The following is a 21,990-nucleotide window of genomic DNA, read 5'->3' as shown; positions in this document are numbered from 1 at the left end:
AACTGCACATATCGGAAGGGGAAACTTATGATACATACAATCGAATTAAAGTCCGAACATCTTCATTCTTCATTCAATAAAGACTACAAGCCGATTTTGACCATAAAATCCGGAGATTCCATCGAGGCGAAAACACCGGATATTCAGTGGGGCTATTCTGCTCACGAAGGTGAAGAGCGAGTAGTGTACAGTTCTCGTGAAAACGAAGAAACGCTCGGCCATCCGCTAATCGGGCCGATCGCGGTGGAAGGGGCGAAGCCGGGGATGGTCCTCGAAGTGCGCATCAATGAAACGGTGCCAGGCTGGTACGGGCGCAACTGGGCGGGCGGTACACCGGCGTGGCAAAATGAGATGCTAGGCATCACAAACAGCGAGCGGCTTGAAGTGGACTGGAAGCTGAACGTGGAACAAATGACCGGCACATGCCAACTTTCCGGCGGGGATTTTAGCGTCGCCTTGTCGCCGTTTCTCGGGTTGATCGGCCTGGCACCAGGTACGGCGGGAACGTACCGCACGTCACCGCCGTATAGCACCGGCGGGAACATCGACTGCAAAGAACTGGTCAAAGGCAGCTCGCTGTTTTTGCCGGTCGAAGCAGAAGGCGCGCTCCTGTCGTTCGGCGATGGCCATGCGCTGCAAGGAGACGGAGAGAACTCAGGGACCGCAATCGAATGCCCGATGGACTTCGCCAATTTGACCATCATCCTGCATGAAGACATGGAGCTCCGCATGCCGAAGGCGAAAACGCCTGCTGGTTGGGTGACATTCGGCTTCGATGAAGACTTGAACAGAGCGGCGGCGACAGCTCTCGATGAAATGGTCGGTTTGATCCAGCAATTTCACGCGCTGTCGAAAACCGAGGCAGTCGCACTCGCCAGCGTCGCCGTCGACCTGCACGTCACTCAAATCGTCAACGGCGTCAAAGGAGTCCACGCGATTTTGCCGCACGGGGCGATCCGTTAAAAACACAAGGTAAATCAAAAAGCTGTTCCAAAGACGAGTGAATCGTCTATTGGAACAGCTTTTCTTTGTGCACTCGATACTTATTGCACACTTACATTTTAATCGGCACACGTTTTGTGAGTATGTGGATCGCGGCAAACAGTGCCGTAATTAAAATCACTGAACCGATGAATGCGAGCGCAAAACCTGCATCCCCGGTGATTTGTAGAACCCACGGAATCGTCGAACTCACCCCGTTGTCTGTCCAGAAGTAATCGTTGATGGTGAAAGCGATGCTAGCGAGCCCGATAAAACCGAAGCCGAGAATCCAGCCAAATCGGTAATAGCCGATGCCGATCAGCCAGCCGATCAAATAATAGGTGAGCGCATTGAAGAAAAACGCGGCAATCACAGCCAACCAGCCGGCTGCCGAAGTAAAGGCGATGGCGCTGCCAAGTTCGATAGGCCAGCTGATGAACGGTACTGGATGCCGTTGATGACTAGCGGTACCAAGGTGACGAGCAGCGCGAATCCAACACCGGCCATCGCTGTGCCTTTGTACCAGTCTTTTCGGCTGATGCCTTGCTGAACATGCTGTCCCATGAAGGCGTACACGAGCATGATGCCGCAGGTGAGCATGAAGATGTTGACTGAGTAGCGCGAGAAGACGAAGAATCCTTCTATGGGAGCGGTGTTTTCATTCAGCAAATCCTTTCGAGGTTTTGATCAGTTCGATGATTTCGTCTTCTGAGATTCCAAGCTTTTTGGCTTCCTGGATGAGTCCTGTGACGTAGTTGTCGACAAATGCTTTTTTGCGTTGCTTGACTAAAGTTTTCTTCGCACTTTCTGCTACAAACATGCCGATCCCTCGCTTTTTAAAAAGTATTCCTTCGTCGACAAGCTGCGTGATGCCTTTTGAGACGGTTGCGTGATTGATTTTGTAGAAATTGACCAATTGGTTTGTGGACGGAGCTTGATCGCCTTCTTTTAATTGATCGTTGACGATTTGGTCTTCGATCAATTCGCGGATCTGCACAAACAATGGCTTTGTTGAATCGGATGGGTTGATCATGGAAACACCTCCTTGAGTGATTGGGTATAACGGTTATACACTTATGTGTATGACTGTATAACGTAAGCTATTTTTTGTCAACAAAGCAGATTTGAAATTTTTAATAGTATTTGATCCATAAAAAGAAGCCGCAGCGACTGCGGCTTCTGACTATTAAACGCGGTGTGGTTTTCGAATTCCAATACGTCTCAATGGTTGTGGCGAGCGGTTTCATGCGTTTGATCTGTTAAGGAACGTTCAACGACTTGAAGGAACGCTTCCACGTCACTTTCCGTTGTATTTTTGTTAAATGAAATGCGGACGAATTTTCTTGCCGCATCGCTTTCCGTGCCCATCGCCAGCATTGCGGACATCGCTTCGCCAGAGCCGATTTTGCAGGCAGTGCCGGTGGAGATGGCTATCTGGTGGCGGTTGCAGGCGAGCATCATCCATTGCCCCTCGACATGCGGCAAGATCAAGCCTTGGATAAAAGGGGATTTCGTCGCTATGTTGCCTGTCAGCACAACCCCTTCCGGCAAGTGTTCCAACACATAGTCCTGCAATTGCCGTGCGTGTTCATAAGCGTGCGGCTGTTCACTGACTGCATGCTTCGCGGCAATTGTCGCAGAGACGATTCCCGGCACATCGATCGTTCCGGCACGGAAACCTTGCTGGTGAGTCGTTCCTTCGTAAACTGATTCCCAGTGGACGGATGGATTGATATAGGCGATGCCGACGCCTTTAGGTCCGCCGATTTTATGGGCGGAACAGGCTGCGGACGTTACGCCCCACGATCCGATATCGACCGGGAGCTTCCCGAGCCCTTGGACGATGTCTGAATGGAGCGGCACGCCGAACCCGTTCGCAATACGAGCGCATTCCTCGACCGGCTGGACCGCGCCCATCTCCGAATTGACGAGCTGCATGATGACCAATGCGGTGTCCTCGTTGACTTTAGTTTTGAATGTTTCCATATCCACTCGGCCGAACTGGTCGACTGGAGCCCAGTCGATTTTATAGCCTTCTTTTTCAAGTTCATGGAGCACCGTGAGAACGGATGCATGTTCGAGTTTTGTCGTGACGATCGTGCGGCATTTTCTTGGCCGCCCTCTTAACAAGGAGCGGATTGAGAGTTGGTTCGCTTCTGATGCGTTGCCTGTGAAATAAATGCCATCCGGACGAACGTTCAGGAATTGCCCCCATAATTTCCGGCACGAAGCGAGATATTCTGCAGCGGCGGATCCCGCGTCGTGTAGGCTCTGTGTATTGCCGAAGGCTTTTTCTGCTGCTTCTGCATAAGCGTCAATTGCTTCTTTTCTCATCGGGACGGTTGCTGCTGAATCCAAGTAGATCATCATTTTCCATCAACTTCTTTCCGTAGCGGACTTTATTCTTGTAATCACTTTATCTTTATGTCATTAATAGTGTCAAGACACTTGTAAAGAAGGTGTAAAGTTTGTTCGATGTTTGCATTATTGGAGGAGGCGTGGCGGGGCTCATGCTCGCCCGTTCGCTCCCTGATTCGTATTCCATCGCAGTCGTTACGAAACAAGATGCCGGGAAGGGCAACACAGCGATCGCTCAAGGCGGAATTGCCGCGAGCATAAGTGCTGGTGACCGCCCTGAATCCCATGCCATAGATACAATGCTTGCTTCAGCGGATCACGCAGATGCTGAGCGGGTTGAAATTTTAGTCCAAGAAGGATCGAAAATCATCGAAAGACTGCTTACACAGGGACTTCCGTTCGACGCACAAGAAGACGGCCTGCCCGCACTCGGGATGGAAGGCGCCCACAGCAAGCGCCGGATTTTGCATGCAGGAGGCGACCAAACCGGAAAAATGCTCATGCGCTTTCTAATAGAAGAAACCAAGCATAAAGTGACGCGCTTCGCTTTTCATAGAGCACAGGAATTGATTATGGAAGACGGCCGCTGTACAGGCGTCCACGTCAGTGACCGCTCCGGCAAGCGCTCCGTAATCCGTGCGCATCACGTAGTGCTCGCAACTGGCGGCATTGGGCAACTATACAGAGAAACGTCGAACTCGTCGGTCGCAACAGGCGACGGATTGTCTTTAGCGTATCATGCCGGGGCCATCTTAGAAGATTTGGAGTTTGTCCAATTTCATCCGACCGTCCTCACCTTAAATGGCCAGTCATGCGGACTCGTTTCCGAAGCGGTCCGCGGAGAAGGTGCATTTTTAGTAGATGGAAACGGCAGGCGCATCATGGACGGCATCCATCCGCTCATGGAACTGGCGCCGCGCGATGTGGTCGCACGCACGATCGAATGGCATTGGCAAAAGAACGGGCCTGCTTTTCTCGACGCCAGGCATTTATCGGGATTTGCGGAACGCTTCCCGTCGATTTATGGAAACTGCCGCAACTATGGAGTCGATCCGGCTGATGATTTAATGCCGGTGCGTCCGGGCGCCCATTTCCATATGGGCGGAGTGAAAACCGACAGTTACGGGGAGACTTCTGTTCCGGGACTTTATGCCGTCGGCGAAGTCGCTTCGACCGGCGTCCACGGCGCCAACCGGCTCGCGAGCAACTCTTTGCTAGAGGGAATTGTGTTTGGGAAACGGCTCGCTGAACGGATAAGCGCAGTTATGGAACAGCCTGAACCGGATGTAGGAACGACACAAAATCAGCAAGATAAATCAACTTCCCAGTTTGAAGCGGTCAATGAAATCGAGCTGAAAGAACAGATGACGCGCATGGCTGGCATACTGAGAAATCCAGAAGAGTTGCAGCGATTTCTCGATGTGCATCCTTTAAAACCGGTCACACTCCGGAACTATCCCGACCATATCATTTCACAAATCCACCGCTCGACCGCAAGCAGTTTGATCGCGACGGCCGCCATGCTGCGCGAAGAAAGCCGCGGCGGCCATTATCGGACCGATTCGCCTGAACCGAAGCAACAATGGACCGGAAAAGTCATCGAGTTGTCGAAGAGCGGCGCAGCGATACACGAGCGGAAAATTAAATCCAAGGAGACAGTGCTATGAATCGAATGAAAGCGCAAGAGGCGTTAAAGCTTTTTTTACTGGAAGATATCGGAGACCGCGACGTGTCGTCCGTGTTATTCCATGAAACGGATAGAGGGGAAGCAATCGTCCGCATGAAACAAGACGGCGTCGTCGCAGGGCTCGAATGCTACGACTGGGGCTACGGCTTGCTCGACCGTTCCGTTGAAGTCGAACTGCTGAAACGAGACGGCGACCGAGTGCAGGCAGGGGAAGCGATTGTCCGCCTGAGTGGCCCGATTTCGGTATTGCTCGCCGGTGAGCGAGTCATGCTCAATTTGGTCCAGCGCATGAGCGCCGTGGCGACATTGACCGCGAAATGCGTGGAAGCACTGGATTCCTCACATACACGCATCGTCGATACACGTAAAACGACACCGGGACTGCGGATGTTCGAAAAATACGCTGTCCGAGCAGGCGGCGGATTCAACCACCGCAACGGTTTGTATGATGCGGTCATGCTGAAAGACAACCATATTGCAGCGGCCGGCTCGATCACGCAAGCGGTGAAAAAAGTGCGCGCATCACTCGGACATATGATCATGATCGAAGTGGAAGTCGAAACGGAAGAACAATTGATTGAGGCGATCAACGCACGTCCCGACACGATCATGTTCGACAATCAGACGCCTGAGACGATCAAGCGCTGGGCAGAGCTCGTTCCGGACACCATCCGCACAGAAGCATCCGGCGGAATCGACCTCGAGAAACTGGCGCTTTACCGCGACAGCGGCGTCGATGTCATTTCAATCGGCGCTTTGACCCATAGTGTATCAAATATCGACATCAGCATGAATCTTGCCATATCCCATAAGGAGGTATTTATCCAATGACTTCTTTTCTCGAAGAATTGCAACTGGCCGACGCCATGCCGGAAAGTTATTTGAAAGCATCAACCGATGAGCTGCACGAGCGGGCAAAACGCGCACGTGCCATTCTCGGGGAACGCTTATATATTCTCGGCCATCATTACCAAAAAGATGAAGTAATCCGTTATGCTGATGCCAAAGGCGACTCACTGCAATTGTCGCAAACCGCAGGAAGGCAGACGGCGGATTACATCCTATTCTGCGGTGTTCATTTCATGGCGGAAACAGCGGATATTTTGACAGCACCGCATCAAGCGGTCATTTTGCCGGATATGCGGGCAGGCTGTTCGATGGCGGATATGGCCAATATCGACCAAACTGAGCGCGCCTGGTTAGAATTGCAGAAACTGTACGGAGACACGATCGTTCCGCTGACTTACGTCAATTCAACAGCGGCCATCAAAGCGTTCGTCGGAAGAAACGGCGGAGCGACGGTGACCTCATCCAATGCAGAAGAGATGGTCAAGTGGGCTTTGTCGCAAAAGCAGCGTATGCTGTTCTTGCCCGACCAGCATCTCGGACGCAACACCGCCGTGAAGCTCGGCATTCCGCTTGAGCACATGGCGATATGGGATCCGATCAAACAAAAGCTCGAACTTGAGTGTGCAGTGGAAGACGTGCAAGTGATTTTATGGAAAGGGCATTGCTCGGTCCATATGAACTTCCTGCCGAAACACGTCGACAACCTGCGCCAGAAAGAACCGGACCGCAACATCCTTGTGCATCCCGAATGTACGTATGAAGTCGTCAGTGCATCCGATTTTGCCGGCTCCACGAAATACATCATCGACATGATCGAAGCGTCCGAACCCGGGTCCAAATGGGCGATCGGCACGGAAATGAACCTCGTCAACCGGCTCATTAAGGACTTCCCAGACCGGGATATTGTGTCCTTGAACCCTTATATGTGCCCGTGTTTGACGATGAACCGCATCGATTTGCCGCATTTCACGTGGATCTTGGAGGAACTGGTGGAAGGCCATGTCCTCAACCGCATCCAGGTGGACGAACAAACGGCTCGCGAGGCGAAGATGGCTTTGGAGAAGATGTTGTGAATTTAGACGAAAAAAACCGCTGGCCTATTTTAGGCCAGCGGTTTTTGCATGTTCGTTTATCCCGCTTTCACGGTCCGATTGGATCAACTAACAATCAGCGGGGGTGAAGAAAACCCTCACTGATTGAAGTTTGTCTTTGTTGAGAGTTTACAGTGAAGCGAAGTCTGGGTCCGCCACTTTTACAAGTTGTTTCCCGAGATTGCTGCCTTCGAACAAACCGAGGAATGCTTCCGGGGTCTTGTCGAAGCCATCGGTGATGGTTTCTTCATATTTCAATTTGCCTTCTTGCAGCCATTTCCCGAGTTCCTGTGCGCCGGTTTTGAAATCGTGCGCATAGTCGCCGAGTGTGAAGCCTTTCATCATCGAGCTTGTTGTGATGAATTTCCACTGGATGCGCGGGCCAATGTCCGCTTCCGGGTTGTTATAAGCCGAGATCGCACCGCATAATACGACGCGTGCGTTGCGGTTGATTTCGAAAATGACCGTGTCCGAGACGAATCCGCCGACATTGTCGAAATAGACATCGACGCCGTTCGGGATGGCTTTCTTGAAATCTTCTTGGAAGCTGTCGGCTTTATAATTCACAGCGGCGTCAAAACCGAGCTCATTGATAAGGTAATCGATTTTGTCTTGTGAACCGGCGATGCCAACGACATGTGCGCCTTTCAGCTTGGCGATTTGGCCGACAACTGAACCGACCGCTCCTGCAGCGCCGGAAACGACGACTGTTTCACCTTGTTGCGGCTTGCCGATATCAAGCAATCCGAAGTATGCCGTCAATCCGGTCAAACCGAGTATGCCGAGGCGCGTCGTAATCGGCGCGACGGTCGGATCCACTTTCTGGACCGACTTGGCGTTCGCTACATTGTACTCCGCCCAGTCGAGCGTGCCGGTGACGATGTCGCCTTGTTTGAACTGCCCGGATTTCGATTCGACGACTTCTGCCAGAGCACCGCCTGAAATTGCTTTGTTCAATTCAAATGGCGCAATATAGGATTTCGCATCTTTCATGCGGCCGCGCATATACGGGTCGACCGAGAGGTATAAAGTTTTCAGCAATAATTCATCGGTATTAAGTGTTGGGATGTCTTTTTCAACAAAAGCAAAATCATTGTCTGTCGGCGTGCCTTCCGGGCGGTTCGCCAATTGGATTTCTTTGTATGCGGTTGGTGTCATGTAAGTTCCTCCTTGGAATAGCTTTGCAAAGAAAAGCGTACCATTGTCAAAGAAAGAAAGTGAAATTTCCAGCTCGCCGAGACTGTATTGTTGTAGTTAGCCTAATCCTATGATATTTTGATATAACTAACTCGAAGAGAAGAGAGGCCATCTTATGAACCCGCATTACAAGCCATTATTCGAACAAATCACCTTGCCGAACGGCGTCGTCCTGTCCGACCGTTTGGGCGTTGCACCAATGACTACATACTCAGGAAATCCGGACGGCACCGTGTCTGATGCGGAACTGGAATATTATCAGCGCAGAGCTGGCATCGGCAGCCTGTACGTGTCCGCATGCATCGCCATTTCAGAAAATGGCATCGCGTTCCCGAACCAATTTATCGGTTTTAAGGAAGACGTCATGCCGCGTTTGAAGCAATTGGCGACTGAAATGAAATCGCAAGGCAGCAAAGCCATTCTGCAAATGCAGCACGGCGGACGCCAAGGGCAGCCGGATCTGATTGCCGCTGGTGAAACTGTCGCACCGAGTGCCATTGCAGAATCGGAAGACAAGCCGACGCCACGCGCTTTGACTGGAGAAGAAATCACAGCCATCATCCATGATTTTGGTGAAACGACACGCCACGCGATTGAAGCCGGCTTTGACGGCGTGGAAATCCACGGCGCCAACACATACCTGATCCAACAATTCGTGTCAGCCACTTTCAATCAGCGCGACGATGAGTGGGGCGGCAGCTTTGAAAACCGCTTGAAGTTTCCGGTGGCGGTATTGGAAGAAGTCAAACAGGTCGTCGCGAAACATGCTGATGACAGCTTTATCATCGGCTATCGTTTGTCCCCCGAAGAAAACAATCAAGATTCGGTCGGCTACACGATTGAAGAAACTAAAAACTTGGCCGAGCGCTTGATCGCAGACGGCATTCATTATATCCATGTGTCGCTGATGGACTTTAAAAAAGCGCCAAGAGGCATGGAAGATCAAGGCAGCATCGTCGAAATCCTGTCGAAACAGATCAACGGCCGCGTGCCGTTTGTCGTAGTCGGCAGCATTACACAGCCACAGCATGCGGTAGCGGCGCTTGAAGAAGGCGCAGACATCGTCGTCATGGGTCGCCAGGCGCTCGTCGATCCGGAATGGACAACAAAAGTGAAGCAAGGAAAAGAAGACGACATCAACGAAACCATCCCGCAAGAAATGGTCGGCAAGCTCGATATCCCTGAAACCATGTGGAACGCAATTGTGTCCTACGGCATGGTGAAAGTCGAAGCGTAAATAGAGAGAACAAAAGCTCCCAGACGGGTATGGTCTGGGAGCTTTTGTGTGTGGGCAAATTCGTTATTTTTCTTTCAACACACCAGCCGACACCAGATTATTCAAAGCGCCTTGATTTTTAAAACGGAAATAACCGCTCAGGCGGTTCAAGTCTTTATGCGTCAGTTTCGAAAAATCGATTACCAGCTCATAGCGGTCTTCGAGCTTAGTTAGCAAGGTTTTCGCGAATTCAATCTGTTTCGGTGTTAACGGTTTTTCATCTTTATTTGTAATTGTAGAAGTTGCAGCTTGTGAACTGGTAATGGTCTGTTGGATTGCTATTGGATATCCGCCGGCTTTTAGCCATACAAGGTCGTCCTGATTCAACGCAAACCATTCACCTTCGAGGCGCTTGCCGGTAAACTGCTTGTGAAATGCGGCTTTCGTCTGGTGGTGGTTGCCGGATTTGATCAAATGGATCAGCTTGTTTTCAAACGGCAGTTTGACGACAAAAAGATTCATGTAGCGCTCCACATGTTTGGTTTTGCCGATTTTGAAGGAGCCGTTCATATGCTCTTGGACAAAATAGACATAGCCCGGCGCTTCTCCGGGAATTTCGGGAGACTCCATCACTTTTTTTAATTCCGCCTGGTTCGGTTCATACAAATATACTTTTGATGCCGGAGCGGCAGGCACTTCAACTAGAGCCGCTTTAGCAGGAGTGGATAGTAGTTTATTAAGTATTTTTTTCAACATGAGCAAGAGTTCCTCCTAAAGTCTATTTCCAAAAATCTGTGATATTGTCATTATAACTGAATCGGAAATGTGTTACTATTTAATTATAAAATAGGGGTCTTACTTCTTAGATGTCATCTAATTTTCCATATTTAGCTTTCAAAGATATTTCTGTATTGAATTGAGAAGTTCAGTAATACTATTTATTGAACTACCAAATATGACGCTTTCGAAGGAGCAAAACGATGTCGAAACTAACCGGAAATCTTAAGGCCCTCAAAGTTCAAAATAAATTATCGATGCAGGTCGTAGCGGACCATTTAAAAATCGAAAGAGCAACTTATAGCAACTTCGAGACTGACAAGGGTGAGCTCAACCTCAAAGTGAATGGTGAAACAAATCGCCAACGAATTCATCCAAAGTAAAGAAGGGGATATCGTGAATCGGATCAAGAAGAAGTTCAATTTGGCTTGACGGGTAAATGAAAAAGTAACCGAATATCTAGAAAAGAGTCCGGACAATCTGCCCCTTTTCTTTAGTGCTTTATCCGAACTTAATATAGAAGGAGGCTAAAGAATGGATTACCGAATTAAAGAAACAGTAGGTTTTTCGCCGAATATCGGTGAGTTGGTGTCGATGCTGGAATATACACGGTTAGTCACGCTAGAAGAGCTGGAGGAGCTGACGGTGCAGGGCCTCGACTATTTAGCGGATGGCAGTTCGAATACAATAGGTGCTTTGCTTTTGCATATGGCATCAGTTGAATTTGTGAATCAAATCATTTCATTTGAAAACCGAGATCTTACTGAGGAGGAGTTTTCACAGTGGAAGGTGCCTTTGGAATTAGGGGGCATGGCAAGAAAAGTGATCCGGGACCAACCGCTTGAGTATTATCTTGAGGAATTGGCCGCGGTTAGGAGGAAGACCTTGACGCTGATGAAGGACGCGGAGGATGAATGGCTTTACCGAGAGAGGAAATGGGACAATGGGGTGGCCCATAATAATTACTACCTTTGGTTTCATATGCTGGAAGATGAAATCAGCCACCGGGGCCAAATCCGGATCATCAAGCGGATGCTGGAAATAAGTAAGATTTAAATAAAAGCTCAAGGCTTAGATAAGTCTTGAGCTTTTTTCTATAGGTTTCACTGACAAAGCTCCTCATTCAGAACGGTTAAAAGGCTTAACTAATGCGGAATATCGAAGCCAATTGTAAATTATCAAGTTAATAATTATCAGAATATTGAAATATTTAATGAAACGCAGTACACTGAGAGTGTTTAGGTCTATGAAATTTGTCGCACGCCATCCGAATTGATCGAGTCAAAAAGGAGGAGTAGCAGTGACTATGTTCGAGGAAAAGCAACCTGCAGTGTCTGTCGACAAACTAACGTGGATGTACGAGCAGATGGTCAAGATCCGCTATTACGAAGACCAGATGGTGGAGGCGTATACGGAAGGCAAGTCGCCGGTGTTCAATATCGGTGAAGGCCCGGTGCCAGGTGAGATGCATCTCGCGACGGGTCAGGAACCGGCCGCCGCAGGCATGATGGTGCATTTGACGAAAGACGATACGGTGACCGCACCTCACCGGCCGCACCACCACGCCATTGCAAAAGGCGTCGATCTGAAGAAAATGACGGCGGAGATTTTCGGCAAGGAATCTGGGCTCGGAAAAGGCAAAGGCGGCCATATGCATTTGTTCGATCCGGAAGTAAAGTTTTCGTGCGGCGGCATTGTGGCAGCGGGGATTCCGCATGCGGTCGGCGCGGCGATGGCGAATAAGATGAAAGGAAAAGACTGGGTCGCAGTCGCGTTCATCGGAGAAGGGGCAGCAAATGCAGGTGCGTTTCATGAATCGCTTAACTTGGCTGCGCTATGGAATTTGCCGCTCATTGTCGTCGTCGAAGACAATTCGTATGGCATTTCAGTGCCGAAAACGGCGTCGACTTCGGTCGAATCGAACGATCTGCGTGCATCAGCGTATGGCGTGGCGGGGGCTTACGTAAAAGATAACGACCCTATCGCGATGTACAAGGCGTCAGAAGAAGCAGTCAACCGGGCGCGCAACGGACAAGGCCCGACGATTATCGAAATCCAGACTTACCGCTTTCTCGGCCATTTCCAAGGAGACCCGGAATTGTACCGGGACAAAGATGAAGTGCCGGGCCTTCGTGCGCGCGACCCGATCATGAAACTGCGCCAGCAGCTAGCGGACGCGGAGAAAATGAGTGAACAGGAACTCGAAGAAATTGAAACCCGCGCGAAAAAAGAAGTGGACGAAGCCTATCAGTTCGCACGTGACAGCGACTATCCAAAACCTGAAGCAGCGCTTAACGACGTCTTTACATCTTAAATCCAGAAAGGAGCTTATCCGAAATGGAGACAGCGAAAAAAAGAATGCTGACGGGCAATAAAGCGATGGCGGAAGCGATTGCCCAGGAGATGGAGAATGATCAAAACGTATTCGTGCTCGGTGAAGATATTGGGAAATACGGCGGAATTTTCGGTTCGACGCAAGGCTTGATAGAAAAGTTCGGACCGGAGCGCGTGCTTGATACGCCGATTTCCGAGACGGCTTTCATTGGAGCGGCAATCGGGTCAGCGGCAGAAGGCATGCGGCCGATTGCTGAATTGATGTTCGTCGATTTCTTCGGCGTCTGTATGGACCAGATCTACAACCACATGGCGAAGATTCCGTATATGTCCGGCGGCAATGTGCGTTTGCCGATGGTGCTCATGACAGCAGTCGGGGGCGGCTATAGCGACGCCGCGCAGCACTCGCAAACTTTGTACGCGACGTTTGCGCATATGCCTGGGATGAAAGTAGTCGCACCAAGTACGCCGTATGATTTGAAAGGCATGATGACGTCTGCCATAAGAGATGACAACCCGGTCGTCTTCATGTTCCATAAATCCTTGCAAGGACTCGGTTGGATGGACCAGCTGGATTATGCGGTCGGGCATGTGCCGGAAGAATCGTATACCGTGCCGCTCGATAAAGCGAACGTCATGCGGGAAGGAAAAGACGTGACCATCGTCGGCATCCAGATGATGACGCATTACGCGATGGAAGCGGCCGAGCGCCTAGCTGCAGATGGCATCGAAGCGGAAGTCATCGACCTTCGTTCCTTGGCGCCGATCGACAAAGACACAATCATCAAGTCGGTGAAGAAAACGCATCGCCTGGTCGTCGTCGATGAAGATTACCGGTCATACGGCATGACCGCGGAAGTCGCGGCTATCGTCTCTGAGGAAGCGCTTTACGAACTCGAAGCGCCGATCAAACGCTTAGCGATTCCGGATGTGCCGATTCCGTATAGTCACGTGCTGGAAGATTTCGTTTTGCCGGGGCCGGACAAAATCGTCGAGGCGGTCAAACAAATGATGGATGAAGCCTGAATGGAGGCGTTAGGATGCATGATGTAACATTGCCGAAACTGTCCGAAGATACCGACGAGAGTCTCGTCGTCTTATGGTTTGTATCAGAAGGTGATTACGTCGAAGAAGGGACCGTGCTGTGCGAAGTGCAGACCGAAAAAGCGGTATCGGAAATCCGCGCTGAGGCGAGCGGAACAGTGAAAAGAATCCACGTGAAGCGCGGCGATTCCGCAAAAGCTGGTACGTTGCTTGCAGTCATTGATCCGAAAGGGCAAGCTAGCGAGCAGTCCATATCTTCCGAAAAAGTTCATCTCGAACAGGCGGAAGAGGGCAGTGCGGCACAAGATGAGGCGAGCTTTACCCGCGTGTCGCCGAGGCTGCGGAGACTCGCGAAAGAGCTTGGCGCCAAACTCGAAGACGTCAAAGGTACTGGGAAAAATGGTGCCATCACTGAACAGGATATCCGCGACGAAGCGGGATTGTGAATAGGAAAAGGCGTAGCCGAGTAATTCGGCCACGCCTTTTTTGAGGGAATGAATAATTTATTCATTCATTCCATGCCTGAAGATCTACAGTAAACTTACACTGAATAAACTTATTCCATCAATTCCGGATACACCGTTTCAGCAACGAGCTGAACGGCTTCACCGATGCGCGGCCCAGGGCGGGAGGTGATATCAGAGTCGATAAAATGGATCTCACCATTTTGGATGGCTTCGACTTCAGACCAGCTGTCGCGCGCTGCGATGTCTCCGATCGCATCTTCCACATAGGAGACGGTCGTCAAGATGACTTCCGGATTGCGTGTGATGACTTCTTCTTCCGAAATGTTCGGCCAGCCTTCCAGATCTTCGAAGACATTCGTTACTTGTGCATGGTTCAAAATCTCTTGCTGGAACGTTGAATTTCCGGTTGTGTAGATTTCAGGTGATGGGCTGATTTCGATATACACTTGCTTTTGTTCTTCGACTGCCGCGAGTCGCTCCTGCACGTCTTCGATTTGGGCTTTGATGCCTTCGATGACTTCAACGCCTTTTTCTTCTGCCGCGAGCACAGCTGCGATTTGTTCGATATCTCCGTATACTTCATCGAAGGATGTGGCGGATTGGATGACGAATACCGGGATGTCAGCATCTTCTAGCTGTGCGAGTGCAGGTGGTGTTTCTCCGGTCGAATAGGCGAGGACAATGTCGGGATCGAGCTGGATGATTTTCTCGGCGTTGAAATCGACCGAATCACTGACGCGTTCGATTGATTGAGCTGCTTTCGGGTAATTGTCAAAATCCGTGACACCGACCAATTGATCGCCTGCATCGAGTGCGAAGACGATTTCAGTGTTGCTTGGAATGAGTGAAACAATCGTTTCCGGCGCCTGTTCGAATTCGATTTCTTCGCCGCGGTCGTCGGTGACGCTGTAGGGTGCGTCATCCGCAGTTTCGGGTACGGATTGTTCGGTCGTTTCTTCTGTTGGTTCTTCGGCTGCATCGTCTTGGCATGCCCCGAGTGTCAGGACGAGTGGAATGCTGAGTAATAGAGATGGTTTGATTTTCACGAGTGAGTCTCCTTTTTCTTCATAGGTTTAGTTGGATAGGATTTGCTGACGAACGGGATTTCATCGACGCCGTGTTGGTTGTTGACGTAGACGGCCATGACGAAAAAGACATTGGCGAGCAGATTGGCGTAATCCATCAAATGTTCCGGCACTTCGCGTACAAGCGTGACGTGATAGAGTGCACGCACCGATTTTTTCGCTTCGCTGCGGCAGACGTGGAGAATGCAAGCTGCGTGCGTTCCTTGCGGCAAGACGAAATGGTCGATTGCGTCTTTGACCTCAGATACGTAGCGGTCATAAATGTCACTGAGCTCGATGAGGTCTTGTTCAGTGATGGCGACTTTTCCGCGCACCGAACCGTTCAAGTGATAGACCATCGGCTGCAGGTAGCGCAAGTCTTCAATCACTTGCGGGATGTCGGTGACGGATATCGCTTCGCCGATTCGCGTCGTCAAAGAGTCGGTGCGGATCTCGAAATCGACAGTCGGCGCGCTTTCCCGCATAAACGGATAACACAAATAGCGCATGTCTTTTTTCATTGTTTCACCTCCTGAATAGAATCTGTAAATATCAGCACACGCATCGCTTCAAAAAGAGACAAAAAAAGCCACTCTCAACGAAGAGAGTGGCACGATTACGAATATCCAGCCAAAAAAGCTGTCCATAGGAAAAGTTGCCGTAGATCCTCTTATCTTCCGAAGAGCAAAAATACGTTCAGAAAAAGGTAGGTCTCCTGGCTTGTGCATCGATTTACTCTAAGGCCTTCCCGGGTCTCCCCAGTGGCATCCCTTATTTCATACGCACTTACAGTTGCGGAAACAGCTCCGGACTTTCACCGGATTCCCTGTTACGCTGACGAATCAGCACCTTTTTCCTGCATGATTATTTACTTGTTTTTAGTTTAGCACTTCTGTTTAAGTTTTAGGAGGGGCTTGTGAAAATATTATTTGATTGAGTAAAGAAGTGGAAGTTGATTCGCCAGCTCCGGCCGCTTTGGGCATGGCTTTCGCAATGAGCCGGGGAGGGCATCTGTCTTATTGCTTCGCCTAGCCTGTGGACGCGGCGTCGCGGGTGCGGTTCACTGTTAAGCGGATCAATAATTAGGATTTCATCTTGTGAAATAGAGTGGAAGGCTTTTCATAACTAATCTTTTCTCGATCTATTTGTCCGACTAATAATCGTCCGGATGAATTTTCGTTAAACATTGTTAATGTCCATGACAAAACCACCACTGCAGAATCACAAAAAGACCCACCGTGGTCCGCATTGTAAAGAGGCGTGGTGGGTTCTGTTCCAAAAGATTATAATATATTTTGATGTTGTTCCTTCTATAATAGTGTTCGAGAATGCATAAAATCAGCGAACGTTCGTAAAGTGTTTTAACACGTTTATGAACGTTTTTACTTTGAGGAAAATCTATATTTAGATTTTTAATTTACACAATGTATTCTATGGTCTCTGAGGTTAGTAAAAACAGCAATGGAATTATCTTGGAGAAAAATATTCCTTAATTAAAGACAGAGAGTGTTCATTTCTCTGTCTTCTGGTATGATGCGTATTTGCTTTTTATTGAAAATAGTCTGTATGATTTACCTTTGCACTATAGCTGTAGCACTTTAACCGCAGATGAACGTCAGCATGCAATGCCATTCACAGATAGTGGATGCGATACGTGCTGCGCCCAGCTTCTTTGGCTTCGTACATTGCAATATCGCTTTAAGAAATATAAAATGCAGCACTATTTCCAATTTTTTTGACATGGATTGTATCTTTCGGAAATTTTTTTTGGAACTATAAACTCTGAAATTTTCACGGACGCTGAGCTGAAGGGAATTGACGAAAATGAGTATGAAATTGCCATCATTGCGGAAATGTTTACGTTTCAGCCTGACGATCTTGAAATTCCGGAAGGTGCGACGGTCCATTTCACACTGGCTTCAGCCGATGTCACGCATGGCTTTAAAATCACAGACACGACCGTCAACGTCACGGTGGTTCCCGGCCACATTTCGAAAATCAGTACAGGTATAGATAAAAGAGGGTATTCCCCCAGTNNGACTGGGGGAATACCCTCTTTCTCTTTCTTATATTAATCCGATCCATTTCCAATAGGTCGCGCTGAAAAGCAATATCAGCAGATAACCGATGATGGTCAATGCCACACCTGATTTCAAAAAGTCCTTCACTGTAAAAGCTCCTGTCCCGTAGGCTAGCATGTTTTGCGGCGCACTGATCGGAAGCAAGAATCCGAATGAAATGACAAATTGCTGAATCAAGACAAAGCCGATTTCATTGCCGTCGAGCTGCAAAGTCATTGCCAAAGCGATAAAAATAGGAATCAACGCAGATGACAAGCTCGTCGCACTCGCAAAACCAAGGTGAATGAGAATATTGAACAATGACAGCAAGGCGATCGTCGCAAGAAGCGGCATATTTTCCAATCCCATCGCCCCAAACAATTTATCGGACAACCATTGGGCCGCTTCCGTGCTCAATAAAGTGGAACCGAGGGCAATTCCGACAGCGAATACGATGATTGTGCCCCACGGGATCATTTTTTCTACCGTCTTCCAATCAAAGACACCCACTTTTGGAGCCAGCAAAATAGCGATTGCTACGATGGTGACCGTTGTCGTGTCAAAGGGATGCAAGATTTCTTCTGTCGACCACAAAAGTAGCAATGTCATAGATACGACAATCAACCGGATTTCAGCCGGCTTAAGATGCCCTAATTCCTTCAGCTCTTTTTGAATCAACTCGGTGCCGCCTTCTATGACTTTCGTCTCTGGCTTAATCAGTTTCATCATGACAAAATACAACACAACCGACATGATGATGGACCATGGAGCCGCGTAAAGGAACCAGGCGCTCCATGACACAGTCTCTCCGAACTCACTTTCCATGAAACCAAGCGCTACCATGTTCTGTGCAGCACCTGTTTTGATGCCAACATTCCAGATGGATACCGATTGAACCGCAGTGATGACCAATAGTGCTGCGAGGCGGCTGTTGACAGGCAACCCGAATGCCGCAACCATGCCAAGCAGAATCGGTACGACTGCGCCGGCACGGGCTGTTGCGCTCGGCACAAAAAATGCAAGTACAATTGAAACGATAATGGCACCAAAGACGATGGCTCCCGTTTTTGTACCGACTTTCGATAAAATCCACAACGCCAGACGCTTATGCAAATTCGTTGCTTGCATGGCAGCAGCCAAGAACAAGGCTGCTGCGACAAGCGCCACTGCCGAATTACTAAAACCCGCCAATGCCAGACTGAGTGCCTCTCTCGTTCCGAGCAATTCCCCTGGATTTTCAGGGTTTGGCGAAAGACCCAATAATAGAGCCATAAGCCCGATAATCATGGCGGCACTGACTGGATACGGAACCGCTTCTGTCATCCATAAAACGACCGCAAATGCTAAAATGGCAAGCGTTCTTTGCCCGACGACTGATAAATCTCCCGGCGTTGGCAATAAAACAATGATAATTAAAATGGTAAAAGCCAAAAAAATATAAAGCGGTCTTAAATTGCGTTTCGGTTTTTCTTCCGCTGTTTTTTCTACCATAAAACCCACCCTTTCCTGGAGTATACTCACAACCATTGCATACCCAACCGAAATCAGAGTGAAACGGTGGTGATTCTTGTTCAGAGCTTCAAATAAATTTATTAATAAAACCAGAAACAAATGCTTCTCTATCGTCTGATAGTTTGATGACTAGGTGAAACTATACTTTTGCCACGCGTGTTGTTTTCTCCTATTCTTCGTCTTCTTCCACTTCTAAAGCAGCCTTTCTTAGGTAAGCCTGCAGCATCCAAATGTTGTTATCAAGACTGGCTTTGTACCCGGTCAGCATATCCACTGTCACATCTTCTTTCTCTTTCGCCGCAAGATGGATGGCTTTGACTGTGACATCCCAAATGATCCGGTAATCATTCACTAATATGCCAAGCATATCTCTGGAAGAAAGCGGCTCGGTATAAGATTCTTCACTGATAAAGGCATGTTCCAGGTGCTCGCCCAGAATTGAATAGGGTTTCTCGCCAACGGCAACCAAGCGTTCTCCAAAAGCATCATAGTATTCATTGGCTTCTTCATAAAGTTTATTGAATTTCTCATGTAACAGGAAGAATTCTGGTCCTTTCAAGTACCAATGGAATTGGTGAAGTTTCACAAATAAGACATTTTAATTGGCGATTAAATGATTGACCATAAAGGCTGCAGTTGCATGATTGTGTTCATGGCTAGTATGTTCGGTCATGATAATATTTCTCCTAATGTGTTTGTCCAAATAAACAGAAAAGAGAAGAAGTTTGATACTGCACTGAGCCCCATTTAATGGACAGTTTATAAAAAAGTACCCTGCAGCTAAGCTGCCATCAGATGAGTTCGGTATTGTACCCGGAGTCATCTTTTTAAAATTCCGTTGCTTACGCGTTCCGTTATATTGCTCCATGTAATCATCTACTATTGCTTTCAACTTGGCGAGACTACTTGCCTGTTTAAACTCCACGTCATCTTTAAAATGACCAAAGAAAGATTCCATAGGGGTATTATCGATACAGTTGCCCCGGCTGGACATCGACTGAGTTAATCCCAGTTCCTTCACACGCTGTTGGAATTCGGGGAGGGTATAGTGGAAACCTTGATCGGAATGAATCGTGGCTTCTGGGTGAATATTTCCATCCAACGTTTCCTAATGTACGGTCCATTTGTTTTCATATGAGGGCTTATCGGAAGTTAAATAAACCAAATCCTCGCAGCCTTATTAAAAGAGATTGCGAGGATTTTTAAGTGATACGAAAAATAAGATTCAAACGTGTGCAAACCAACATCCAAAGTGACAGAGTGGCGCGGGCTTGGAAATGTGCTTGTTTCGGAGAGAAGCTTGGTACACTGCGCCGGAGCTGGTGCAATTCGTTGTGTATGGTGGATGTGTCTAGGTTTTACTATTTTCTGGATATTGTGAAACGGAGAGAGTTGGAATGCTCCCAGCGATTGGCACCGAGTTGTAATGGTATCGGGGTCCGTAAAAAGCAGGAGAATTTATGGCGCTGGCCGCTTGGGTGTGGCTCTTGCGATGATCCGGAAAGGGCGCCCGTCTCAATGTTTCGCCTAACCCTTGAGTGCGAATGATTCGTTGGGGTTTTGCCAGGTCAAGATATTGGGAAGGGAGGAGTTGAAAAGCTCCCAGTGCTGTATGTAACCAAATTTGAGTTGTTCCATAATCTACTTCGAACGTGACTTTTTTCTTTCGTTATTTCCGAAAAGCGTTCGTAAACGCATACTTGAACGGTTTAACAATACTGATATTTATTTTATCTAAAGTTGGCTATGTCGAATAGGAATAAAACATGAATTCTGATTCTGAAAATATTGATTATTGAAACTCATTGTAGTTCGAATCGTATTATAATATAGAGAGTTAATGGACGATGGAAGCGATGACTGAAATGAAAAGGGAGAGGAATACATGCATTGGATGATGTGGATTTTTTGGGGCTTCTTTGCAGTCTTATTTTTAGGTAGTTATCTTGTGGATGTTTTGACTGGACGAAAATATAGCTTAAATAAAAAGGAAAAGACTTTAAACCAGAAATTAGCCGAAGCAGATGCCAGGCGAGAAGCAGGGCGGAATAACAATCAAAGTGGAATGTTTTAAATGAATGATTTATTTCACTCCCATAGTCTCGGGTAACCATCTTGTTTGATCTAATAAGGTGTAAGTTCTGTGTGAGTGGGTACAATATACAAAATGCACGATAAGGAGGAGAACCGTTATGGCTAGAAAAGGAACAGCGGGACGTACGCCTGAAAAGCAAGTCGGTGCGCGCGAGTCCGGAGTTGATAAACTTGTCAACAAAACGAAAGAAGCACTCGATAGAGACACTCATGAGGCGGATTACGAAGAAGAAAAAGGCAAAGGCCAGCAGGAAGATGCCAAAGAATATTCGAAGCACGTGTCAGAAAACGATAAGCGCGACGTGCCTGAACAACCGAAATGAAAAAATGGAGCTTGAGGAAAAATCCTCAAGCTCCATTTTTTGGTTTAAGACGGGTTCGTCGACCACAGTCCAGCGCTTTTGACGAAGACGCGTGGATGCAGCTTTAAACTCGCGATGATCAGGTCAGCCAAATCTTCCGGATGCATGACTTTCTCGGCATCACCCGTGATCAGGTTGGAATCGTGCGCGAGGTCGGTGACGACGGTACTTGGCGTTAAAGCCGTCACGCGGATATTGTGCTTGCGTACTTCGAGTGCCAATGATTCGGTCAAGCCCATGACGGCGAATTTTGAAGCACTGTAGGCGCTTGTGACCGGTGCGCCTTTTTGTCCGGCAGTGGAAGAAATGTTGATGATATCGCCCGAACTTTGCTCGATCATGCCGGGAAGCACAGCGCGCGTCGCGTTGTAGACTCCCATCAAGTTGACGTCCACGATGTTTTTCCATTCTTCCGGAGACAAGTCCATAAAGCCGCCGAATTTCCCGATGCCGGCGTTGTTGATGAGAATGTCGATGGCGCCGAGCTCGTTTTTAAGTTTTTCGGCTGCCTGTTCGACTGCTGCAAGGTCCGAGACGTCCGCAGATGCAGTCGCCACTTTGACGCCTGCGTCTTTAAGTTCTGCTGCTACTTTATCCAGGTTTTCCTGGTTCAAGCCGATCAAGCCGACATTGACGCCTTCGTTTGCGAGGGCGATAGCTGTTGCGCGTCCAATACCGCGTCCGGCGCCGGTAATGATAGCGGTTTTTCCATTGATTGATTGCATCGTTCCACACTCCTTCAGTTTGGGACGCAAAAGCCGTCCTCTATGTAAATACCTTTCTTATTATCTGTGATTTGATGGACAAATGCATGCCTAGCGACTTGAAGGGCAAATGAAAAACAGTACGGTTTTGTTCCGGGCTGTTTGGATGATCAGCATTTATCCGGTTGGCCGC

General features: G+C 48.6%; 24 protein-coding genes, 1 pseudogene and 1 riboswitch. Of the genes and pseudogenes, 13 read left to right on the top strand and 12 right to left on the bottom strand.

Features of this window, described 5'->3' with window-relative positions:
- Positions 1-27: 27 nt before the first annotated feature.
- Entirely contained in the window at positions 28-963 is a 936-nt protein-coding gene (locus J7E21_RS11970) for an acetamidase/formamidase family protein (protein WP_215107988.1), read from the top strand.
- Positions 964-1,054: 91 nt separating this feature from the next.
- On the opposite strand, the gene J7E21_RS11965 is transcribed toward J7E21_RS11970, so the two are convergent.
- The 4 genes from J7E21_RS11965 to J7E21_RS11950 all read right to left on the bottom strand — a co-directional run bounded on the left by J7E21_RS11965 (position 1,055) and on the right by J7E21_RS11950 (position 3,351).
- A complete protein-coding gene (locus tag J7E21_RS11965; RefSeq protein WP_215107986.1) occupies positions 1,055-1,360 on the bottom strand; it encodes a hypothetical protein in 306 nt (101 codons plus the stop codon).
- Positions 1,351-1,650 carry a hypothetical protein gene (locus J7E21_RS11960; RefSeq protein ID WP_215107984.1) on the bottom strand — a complete coding sequence of 100 codons (300 nt, stop codon included), beginning with the start codon at positions 1,648-1,650 and terminating at the stop codon, positions 1,351-1,353. Before J7E21_RS11960 ends, J7E21_RS11965 begins: the two co-directional genes overlap by 10 nt.
- Entirely contained in the window at positions 1,640-2,014 is a 375-nt protein-coding gene (locus J7E21_RS11955; RefSeq protein WP_215107982.1) for a GntR family transcriptional regulator, read from the bottom strand. The genes J7E21_RS11960 and J7E21_RS11955 overlap by 11 nt, the downstream gene beginning before the upstream one ends.
- 188 nt (positions 2,015-2,202) lie before the next feature.
- Positions 2,203-3,351: an IscS subfamily cysteine desulfurase gene (locus tag J7E21_RS11950; RefSeq protein WP_353047788.1), complete on the bottom strand. Its 1,149-nt coding sequence runs from the start codon at positions 3,349-3,351 to the stop codon at positions 2,203-2,205.
- Between the two features lie 98 nt (positions 3,352-3,449).
- Here J7E21_RS11950 and nadB point away from each other — a divergent pair, with 98 nt between their 5' ends.
- The 3 genes from nadB to nadA are packed head-to-tail and all read left to right on the top strand — an operon-like array spanning position 3,450 to position 6,948.
- Entirely contained in the window at positions 3,450-5,006 is a 1,557-nt protein-coding gene (nadB, locus tag J7E21_RS11945) for an L-aspartate oxidase (RefSeq protein WP_215107980.1), read from the top strand.
- On the top strand, positions 5,003-5,857 hold the full coding sequence (gene nadC / locus J7E21_RS11940) for a carboxylating nicotinate-nucleotide diphosphorylase (RefSeq protein WP_215107978.1): 855 nt from the start codon (positions 5,003-5,005) through the stop codon (positions 5,855-5,857). The genes nadB and nadC overlap by 4 nt, the downstream gene beginning before the upstream one ends.
- Complete coding sequence (nadA, locus tag J7E21_RS11935; protein WP_215107976.1) at positions 5,854-6,948, top strand: quinolinate synthase NadA; 1,095 nt, start codon at positions 5,854-5,856, stop codon at positions 6,946-6,948. The genes nadC and nadA overlap by 4 nt, the downstream gene beginning before the upstream one ends.
- A 147-nt stretch (positions 6,949-7,095) precedes the next feature.
- Here nadA and J7E21_RS11930 read toward each other — a convergent pair whose 3' ends face one another.
- Entirely contained in the window at positions 7,096-8,124 is a 1,029-nt protein-coding gene (locus J7E21_RS11930) for an NADP-dependent oxidoreductase (protein WP_215107974.1), read from the bottom strand.
- Between the two features lie 154 nt (positions 8,125-8,278).
- Between J7E21_RS11930 and J7E21_RS11925 the strand changes: the two genes are divergently transcribed.
- The gene (locus J7E21_RS11925; protein WP_215107972.1) at positions 8,279-9,400 is read left to right on the top strand and encodes an NADH-dependent flavin oxidoreductase; all 1,122 of its coding nucleotides are present in this window, start codon (positions 8,279-8,281) and stop codon (positions 9,398-9,400) included.
- A gap of 63 nt (positions 9,401-9,463) precedes the next feature.
- On the opposite strand, the gene J7E21_RS11920 is transcribed toward J7E21_RS11925, so the two are convergent.
- Positions 9,464-10,135 carry a GIY-YIG nuclease family protein gene (locus tag J7E21_RS11920; RefSeq protein WP_215107970.1) on the bottom strand — a complete coding sequence of 224 codons (672 nt, stop codon included), beginning with the start codon at positions 10,133-10,135 and terminating at the stop codon, positions 9,464-9,466.
- Between the two features lie 224 nt (positions 10,136-10,359).
- Here J7E21_RS11920 and J7E21_RS11915 point away from each other — a divergent pair, with 224 nt between their 5' ends.
- The 5 genes from J7E21_RS11915 to J7E21_RS11895 all read left to right on the top strand — a co-directional run bounded on the left by J7E21_RS11915 (position 10,360) and on the right by J7E21_RS11895 (position 13,980).
- Positions 10,360-10,539 carry a helix-turn-helix domain-containing protein gene (locus J7E21_RS11915; protein ID WP_251047970.1) on the top strand — a complete coding sequence of 60 codons (180 nt, stop codon included), beginning with the start codon at positions 10,360-10,362 and terminating at the stop codon, positions 10,537-10,539.
- Between the two features lie 151 nt (positions 10,540-10,690).
- A complete protein-coding gene (locus J7E21_RS11910; protein ID WP_215107968.1) occupies positions 10,691-11,212 on the top strand; it encodes a DinB family protein in 522 nt (173 codons plus the stop codon).
- Between the two features lie 250 nt (positions 11,213-11,462).
- Entirely contained in the window at positions 11,463-12,470 is a 1,008-nt protein-coding gene (locus J7E21_RS11905) for a thiamine pyrophosphate-dependent dehydrogenase E1 component subunit alpha (RefSeq protein WP_215108032.1), read from the top strand.
- A 23-nt stretch (positions 12,471-12,493) separates the two neighbouring features.
- Complete coding sequence (locus J7E21_RS11900) at positions 12,494-13,516, top strand: alpha-ketoacid dehydrogenase subunit beta (protein ID WP_215107966.1); 1,023 nt, start codon at positions 12,494-12,496, stop codon at positions 13,514-13,516.
- 14 nt (positions 13,517-13,530) lie between these two features.
- Entirely contained in the window at positions 13,531-13,980 is a 450-nt protein-coding gene (locus J7E21_RS11895) for a biotin/lipoyl-containing protein (RefSeq protein ID WP_215107964.1), read from the top strand.
- A 110-nt stretch (positions 13,981-14,090) separates the two neighbouring features.
- Here J7E21_RS11895 and J7E21_RS11890 read toward each other — a convergent pair whose 3' ends face one another.
- Together J7E21_RS11890 and J7E21_RS11885 are read right to left on the bottom strand one after the other, a co-directional pair.
- On the bottom strand, positions 14,091-15,041 hold the full coding sequence (locus J7E21_RS11890) for an ABC transporter substrate-binding protein (protein WP_215108030.1): 951 nt from the start codon (positions 15,039-15,041) through the stop codon (positions 14,091-14,093).
- 2 nt (positions 15,042-15,043) lie between these two features.
- On the bottom strand, positions 15,044-15,586 hold the full coding sequence (locus J7E21_RS11885; RefSeq protein ID WP_215107962.1) for a hypothetical protein: 543 nt from the start codon (positions 15,584-15,586) through the stop codon (positions 15,044-15,046).
- Positions 15,587-15,753: 167 nt separating this feature from the next.
- A riboswitch (cobalamin riboswitch) is annotated at positions 15,754-15,933 on the bottom strand.
- Between the two features lie 985 nt (positions 15,934-16,918).
- On the opposite strand from J7E21_RS11885, the gene J7E21_RS16605 reads away from it, so the two are divergent.
- Positions 16,919-17,140 carry a cupredoxin domain-containing protein gene (locus tag J7E21_RS16605; protein WP_353047789.1) on the top strand — a complete coding sequence of 74 codons (222 nt, stop codon included), beginning with the start codon at positions 16,919-16,921 and terminating at the stop codon, positions 17,138-17,140.
- On the opposite strand, the gene J7E21_RS11875 is transcribed toward J7E21_RS16605, so the two are convergent.
- From J7E21_RS11875 to J7E21_RS16325, 3 genes and pseudogenes are all read right to left on the bottom strand, one after another.
- Complete coding sequence (locus tag J7E21_RS11875; protein WP_215107958.1) at positions 17,132-18,616, bottom strand: DASS family sodium-coupled anion symporter; 1,485 nt, start codon at positions 18,614-18,616, stop codon at positions 17,132-17,134. The two genes, J7E21_RS16605 and J7E21_RS11875, sit on opposite strands and share 9 nt — an antisense overlap.
- 190 nt (positions 18,617-18,806) lie before the next feature.
- Positions 18,807-19,223 carry a Dps family protein gene (locus J7E21_RS11870; RefSeq protein WP_215107956.1) on the bottom strand — a complete coding sequence of 139 codons (417 nt, stop codon included), beginning with the start codon at positions 19,221-19,223 and terminating at the stop codon, positions 18,807-18,809.
- Between the two features lie 194 nt (positions 19,224-19,417).
- A pseudogene (locus tag J7E21_RS16325) lies at positions 19,418-19,730 on the bottom strand (transposase); the annotation flags it as partial.
- Between the two features lie 792 nt (positions 19,731-20,522).
- On the opposite strand from J7E21_RS16325, the gene J7E21_RS11860 reads away from it, so the two are divergent.
- Together J7E21_RS11860 and J7E21_RS11855 are read left to right on the top strand one after the other, a co-directional pair.
- Positions 20,523-20,711, top strand: coding sequence for a hypothetical protein (locus J7E21_RS11860; protein WP_215107952.1), 189 nt, complete (start codon positions 20,523-20,525; stop codon positions 20,709-20,711).
- A gap of 118 nt (positions 20,712-20,829) precedes the next feature.
- The gene (locus J7E21_RS11855) at positions 20,830-21,054 is read left to right on the top strand and encodes a hypothetical protein (protein WP_215107950.1); all 225 of its coding nucleotides are present in this window, start codon (positions 20,830-20,832) and stop codon (positions 21,052-21,054) included.
- Positions 21,055-21,098: 44 nt separating this feature from the next.
- On the opposite strand, the gene J7E21_RS11850 is transcribed toward J7E21_RS11855, so the two are convergent.
- Positions 21,099-21,818 (bottom strand): 3-ketoacyl-ACP reductase, encoded by a 720-nt coding sequence (locus J7E21_RS11850; RefSeq protein ID WP_215107948.1) that lies wholly within the window; start codon positions 21,816-21,818, stop codon positions 21,099-21,101.
- Between the last annotated feature and the right edge of the window lie 172 nt (positions 21,819-21,990).

Origin of the sequence: Planococcus sp. ISL-109 (assembly GCF_018613655.1) — a bacterium.
Lineage (GTDB): Bacteria > Bacillota > Bacilli > Bacillales_A > Planococcaceae > Planococcus.
Note: the sequence above shows the minus strand (reverse complement) of the source record. Positions and strands in the feature narration are given on the sequence as shown.